General features: G+C 68.8%; 5 protein-coding genes. 3 read left to right on the forward strand and 2 right to left on the reverse strand.

Going from position 1 to position 5,746, the window contains the following annotated elements:
- Positions 1 to 458: 458 nt before the first annotated feature.
- Entirely contained in the window at positions 459 to 2,120 is a 1,662-nt protein-coding gene (locus FHP25_RS40270) for an ABC transporter substrate-binding protein (RefSeq protein WP_147852655.1), read from the reverse strand.
- A gap of 202 nt (positions 2,121 to 2,322) precedes the next feature.
- On the opposite strand from FHP25_RS40270, the gene FHP25_RS40275 reads away from it, so the two are divergent.
- Complete coding sequence (locus FHP25_RS40275; protein WP_147852656.1) at positions 2,323 to 2,928, forward strand: hypothetical protein; 606 nt, start codon at positions 2,323 to 2,325, stop codon at positions 2,926 to 2,928.
- Between the two features lie 7 nt (positions 2,929 to 2,935).
- On the opposite strand, the gene FHP25_RS40280 is transcribed toward FHP25_RS40275, so the two are convergent.
- The gene (locus FHP25_RS40280; protein WP_147852657.1) at positions 2,936 to 3,931 is read right to left on the reverse strand and encodes a Bug family tripartite tricarboxylate transporter substrate binding protein; all 996 of its coding nucleotides are present in this window, start codon (positions 3,929 to 3,931) and stop codon (positions 2,936 to 2,938) included.
- Positions 3,932 to 4,032: 101 nt separating this feature from the next.
- Here FHP25_RS40280 and FHP25_RS40285 point away from each other — a divergent pair, with 101 nt between their 5' ends.
- Positions 4,033 to 5,004 carry a LysR family transcriptional regulator gene (locus tag FHP25_RS40285; protein ID WP_147852658.1) on the forward strand — a complete coding sequence of 324 codons (972 nt, stop codon included), beginning with the start codon at positions 4,033 to 4,035 and terminating at the stop codon, positions 5,002 to 5,004.
- Positions 5,005 to 5,013: 9 nt separating this feature from the next.
- Entirely contained in the window at positions 5,014 to 5,673 is a 660-nt protein-coding gene (locus tag FHP25_RS40290; RefSeq protein ID WP_178134150.1) for a hypothetical protein, read from the forward strand.
- Positions 5,674 to 5,746: the final 73 nt, after the last annotated feature.

Consider the following 5,746-nt stretch of genomic DNA (forward strand, 5'->3'; position numbering starts at 1 on the left):
CGCTCCAAGCAGAGTCGCACCAACCGCCTCGTCAAACAGCTCGCAAGCCTCGGATATCATGTCGAAATCACACCCATGGCTACGACCGCGTGAGTTCTGTTTCCTTTCAGGCACAGAGACACAGAGGTCACACAGAGGAAGACGCCACCGCGCACCGAAGGCGCGCAGCCCTTCGTTGCTCTGTGTCGTCTCTGTACTACTGACCTCAAGAATCCTCGCAAGCCACGGCGATTTGAGTAGCCTTCATGATGGGCCTGTCGAACCATGAAGGCGTCGCACGGACAGTGGTGCGTCGCTTCATGGTTCGACAGGCTCACCATGAAGCACTCCTCCGCCATTTGGTTGCGGCCAACGGCTGCGCTGTGCCTCTGTGTCTCTATGGTCAGCTTTCATGGCGCCATATGCGATTGCCCTGCCCGCTCCCCCGCGCAGCCGCAGAGGGAGCACGCCGTGTGGCATCAAACGGGCTTGGCTCCGGCCAGCTCGGCCATCCAGCCTGCCGCCGTCAATTGCAGGCCGGACACGCTCTTGCGTACCGCCACCTGGTACACCGGCTGGATCAGCACGAAGTGGTGCGCCGCATCGACCATCGCCTGCTGGTATTGCTTGTAGAGCGCCGCGGCCTTCGCCAGATCGCGTTCCGCACCCGCGTCGGCCACCAGCTTGCGGACGTCCTCGGGCACCTTCCAATGCACGCGGCCTGCCACGCGGTTGATCGTGGCGCTGCTCCACAGCCAGTTCTCCGGCGCGGGCGGGTTCCAGAAGGTCAGGGCCGCCTCGAGCTTGCCACCCAGGTACATGGTCCGCATGTTGACCTGGTCCATCGGCGTCAGCTCGGCCCGGATGCCGACGCGCGCCAGGTCGGACTGCAGCTTCTGCGCCAGGTTCTGGTAGCCGACGCCGGCGATCGCGGCGTTGCCGTAGGCGAGCTGGAACTTGAATCCCTCCGCCATGCCGGCCTGCGCCAGCAGCTGCTTCGACTTCGCGAGGTCTTCGCGGAAGCCGATCTCCCGGGTCAGCGCCTCGGTCGAGCCGTTGACGCCGACCGGCAGGAAGCTCACGGGGCGGACGGCGTTGCCGCCGATGAGGTTCTTGATGATGCCGTCGTAGTCGATGGCGTAGCCGATGGCCTGGCGCGCCAGCTTGTTCTGCAGCGCAGGGTTGGTCGGCGCCTCGACCACGGCCATGTAGATGAAGTCGAGGCTCGTCATGCCCGCGACGGTGATGTTGGGATCGCCCTTCAGCGTGGCGATCTGTTCCGGAATCAGATTGAACGCCACATCGACGTCGCCGCGCTGGATGGCCAGGAGCTGCGCCGCGCTCTCGCTCATGTGGCGGATCAGAACGCGGTCGTAGCCGGGAGCACCCTTCCAATAATGGGGATTCTTCACCATCTGGATCTGCTGGTTGCGCTGCCAGCCGGTCAGACGGTACGGACCCGTGCCGGCGGAATTCTCATTCAGCCAGTCGGTGGCCTTGTCCTTCTCCTTGGCGTCCGGCGCATCGGTGCCGCCATGGGCGATCACCGCCGCCTTCTCCAGCACGCCGAAGGCCGGGGTGGCGATGATGGTCATCAACGGCAGCGACGGGTCCTTCAACACGATGTCCACCGTGTGAGGGTCGACGACCTTCACCTCCTGGATGTGCGAGATGTACTGCCAGGGCTGGTCCTTGATGTTGAGCTGCCGGGTGAAGGAGAAGCGGACATCCTCGGCGGTCATCGGCTTGCCGGAGGCGAACTTCACGTCGGTGCGCAGCTTCAGCCGCACCGTCTTCCCGTCAGGCTGGTAGACCCACTCGGTGGCGAGCGCCGGCTTCAGGTTGACCGAATCACCCGGATCGAAGGTGACCATCCCGTCATAGGCGGCATGGGTCGGCAGCGGGTTGGAATACTGGTAGACGCGCACCGGGTCGAGGCCGGTGGCATCGCTGATATCCAGCGCGATGACCAGGGTCCCGCGCCGCTGGGCGCTTTGCGCCGCGGCCGGGCGGGCGCTCTGCAGCACGGCCGCCAGCAGGCCGCCTGCGCCCAGGACCATGAATCCGCGGCGGTCAAAGGTCGGTTCCGCCGCCGCGGCCTCGTCGGAACCGGTGGTGGAGTCTGCGTCTTGGACGGTCATCGAATTTCCTCATCGGTGGGGCTTGTCCGGCCTATCGCCCCGCTCCCGATTGTTGCTTGGAAACCTCAACGCCAATGGCCTCACGTAGTCTGCACGAAGATTGCCCGCAGTAAAACTCCTTACCACCGGGTCCGGACCGGCCGCTGTCGGCGCTCGACTCGACTTTCTGGCCCGGCCTCCTCCACCTGAAGGACGCCGAAAGATGAACGCGGCACTACCGTATCCTCGCGACCTGTCGGTGTGCTCGAAGGAAGCAAGCGAAGGTCCAGCAACTTCCTCTGTTGCGGAGGGACTATCGATGGCGGTCAACAATGTGCGTGTGCGGCAAATCATAAACGACGCGATTGCCAAGGCCAGCAACAACGGCGACCCATGCTGCGGGAAAATCCGCCAGGCATGGATCAACCTGAAAGCCTGGCGTGATCTGCCGCCTGCGGCCGGGGCGCAGCCGAACTCCCTCGATCTCGATGTCGCGGCGGCGGAAAACTACATGTTCGCGAGAGCCTGCGTCTGCGAAGGCTTCGTCAACCGCTTCCAGATGAACAGCATCGCGATCGTCTACTTCGGCTCGAAGGCGGTTGGCGTGGACATGCCGACCAGCGGCAACCCGCAATCCAAGCCGGATGTCGCGGTGCTGGGCTGGGGCGGTGTCGGCTCGGAGGAGGGGGAGGCCGACCGCAAGCGGTGCAACCCGAACGCCGATCCGCCATGGTGGCGTCCCGTCAGCGAGATCATGGGGCGCCGCGATGGATACTACTTCCGCGTCGGCGGCACCCCCGGCACCCGGTACACGCCGCCACCGCCGTGAATTGCCGCTACTCGACCTTCACCGTGGCGGCCAGCGCCGCCAGGCGGTCGTGCTCGCGCGCCAGGAAGGCCGCGAAGGCGCCCGGGTCGGCGTAAGGCGCCAGCACGGTGCCGGCGCGCGCCTCGGCCTCGCGGAAGGCGGGATCGGCCAGGATGTCGCGCACGACGGCGGACAGGCGTGCCTGCACGCCGGCCGCCAGGCCGGGCGGTCCGGCCAGGCCGCCCCATAGATCGGCCTCGATGCCCCTGACCAGCCGGCCTTCGTTCACCGTCGGCAGCTCGGGCGCGGTGGGATCGCGCCGCAGCGCGATGAGGCCCAGCGACTTGAGCTTGCCCTGCCGGATCAGGGCGAGTGCCGACGACAGCGAGATCGTCGCGACCTGGATCTGGCCGGCCACCAGGTCGGCCAGCAGCGGGCCGCCGCCGCGATAGGGCACGACCTCGAACTTGAAGCCGGCGGCGTCGGCCAGCATCACCCCGCCGAAGGTCTGCAGCGTGGCCAGCCCGGTGGCGCCGAGCTGGATCGGCCCGCGGGCCCGGCGCGCGTATTCGATGAACGCGTCGGCCGTATCGGCCGGCAGCGACGGGTTGGCGACCAGGATGGTCGGCACCAGGAACATCTTGGCGATGGGCGTGAAGTCCTTCGCGGCGTAGCCGGCGCGCATCACGATCGGCGCCAGCACCATGTCGTTCACGGTCCCCAGCAGCAGGGTGTAGCCGTCGGGGCGGGCGCCCAGGACCTTCTTGCCGGCCAGGGTGCCGGAGGCGCCGCCGACATTGTCGACGATCACCTGCTGGCCCAGCCGCCGGCCCAGCTCGGCCGCCAGCGACCGGCCGACGCGGTCGGTCACCGCCCCCGGCGGGAACGGCACCACCAGGGTGATGGGCCGGTCGGGATAGTCCTGGGCCGCCGTCAGCCGGGACGGCGCCGCCAGCGCCGAGGCCGCGGCAAGCGAGGCAAGCAGGGCACGGCGGCGTGGCATCCGCGAAGGCTGGTCCGGCATGGTGGTCTCCTCCTCGATGTCTTGGAGCGCACCGTGCGATGCCTTGCGATAAGTGACGAATAGAATGACAGGCCCTGCAATAAGTCTTATGAATACCTCGCTTGAGCGCCAACGCCACCGCCCTGCGCAACCGCCTGATCGGCCGCGCCCGTCTGCGCCACCTGCAGGTGCTGGTGCGCGTCGCCGAGCTGGGCAGCGTCAAGCGCGCCGCCGACGCGGTCGGGTTGACGCAGCCGGCGGTGACGCATGCGCTCACCGATCTCGAGACATTGCTCGACTGCAAGCTGTTCCTGCGCCATGCGCGGGGCATGCGGCCGACCCCGATGGGCCTGGCGCTGCTGCCGCTGGCGCGCCGCATCCTGGCCGGCATCGACGACAGCGCCGAGCGCGTGGCGGCGATGACGGACCGCGCCACCGGCGTCGTGCGCGTGTGCGCCATCACGGCGGCGATATCGGGCCTGCTGGTGCGCGCGCTGCCGCCCTTCAGCCGCCGCCATCCCGATGTGCTGGTGCGCCTGCGCGAGGCCGATCCGCTGCAGCAGGCGGCGATGATCGCCGACGGCGATGTCGACCTCTCCCTGTGCCGCGCCCCGGATGTCACGCCGGAGGGCTGGCGCTTCGTGCCGCTGATGGCGGACCGCTTCGCCGTCGTCGCCGGCCCGGGCCATCCCCTGCTGCGGTGCACCCGGGTGGGCCTGGAGGCCCTGCGCGCCGCGACATGGCTGCTGGCGCCGGTGCCGACAGCCGCCCGCCAGACCTTCGACCGGCTGTTCGCCGATGGCCCGACGCCGCCGCGCACCAGCACCGTGGTCAGCAACGTCTCGGCGATGCTCTGGGCGATGCTGACGCAGGAGCAGCTGCTGTGCCTCCTGCCCGTGAGCTTCGCGCGCCAGCTGATCGATGCCGGGCAGGTCCGCGAGGTGTCGCTGGCGCAGCCCCTGCCCTTCGAGCCGATCGGCATGCTGCTGCGTGCCGACGACGCGACTGACGCGACGCACAAGCTGGCGCGCTTCCTGACGACGTTCGCCGAGCGCCGGCAACACGCGCTCGTGACGACGCGCAAACGTGCGTAGGATATCGCCATGAACGAGCCACAGCCGACGCCGCCGGACGCACGGCCACACTGCCGCGCCCTCCGCCATCCCGAGCGCAGCGAGGGATCTCCTGCGCACAGCGCCCGGTGCGCCTTGCCGCGGGAGATCCCTCGCTGCGCTCGGGATGACGGCAGGGCCGGATGCGATCACCCTGCCTCGCCTGCCGCGCGCTGCGCGCGGCGCCGGCTTCTTGTCCTTGCCGTGGTGCTGGCGGCCGCCGCCCTGCTGCCGCCCGCTCCGGCAGCGGCGCAGCCGGCCAGGCCCGGCCAGGGCGCGCCGCCGCGCGACATCGCGCCGGCAGACACGCTGCGCAAGATACTGCTGGATGCGCTGCGGCCGGCGATCGAGCGCGACCTGGGCCTGCCGGTCCAGTTCGTCGTCAAGACACTGCGCCAGCAGGACGACTGGGCATTCGCCATCGTCGTGCCGCAGGCCCGGGACGGCAGCCAGATCGATTACCGCCGCACGCGCTACGCCGAAGCGATCCGCGAGGGGATGTTCGACGGCGGCACGGTCTTCGCGCTGCTGCAGAAGCGTGACCAGTGGACGGTGCGTGCGTTCGTCATCGGGCCGACCGATGTCGCCTATGCCGCCTGGCCCGATGAATACGGCGCACCCTATGCGCTGTTCGGCCTGCCGGCGCGGTAGCGGGCTTACGGCCGGGCCGCGGCGCTCCAGCGCCGCTCATGTGTCCGGCGCTACGCGCCGGATGCGGCGCTGG

Origin of the sequence: Vineibacter terrae, from assembly GCF_008039615.1 — a bacterium.
GTDB classification, from domain to species: domain Bacteria; phylum Pseudomonadota; class Alphaproteobacteria; order Reyranellales; family Reyranellaceae; genus Vineibacter; species Vineibacter terrae.

Bases quoted from the DNA above. Each gene is read 5' to 3' on its own strand.
- FHP25_RS40270 (WP_147852655.1), bottom strand. From the start codon at position 2,120: ATGACCGTCCAAGACGCAGACTCCACCACCGGTTCCGACGAGGCCGCG.
- FHP25_RS40275 (WP_147852656.1), top strand. From the start codon at position 2,323: ATGAACGCGGCACTACCGTATCCTCGCGACCTGTCGGTGTGCTCGAAG.
- FHP25_RS40280 (WP_147852657.1), bottom strand. From the start codon at position 3,931: ATGCCGGACCAGCCTTCGCGGATGCCACGCCGCCGTGCCCTGCTTGCC.
- FHP25_RS40290 (WP_178134150.1), top strand. From the start codon at position 5,014: ATGAACGAGCCACAGCCGACGCCGCCGGACGCACGGCCACACTGCCGC.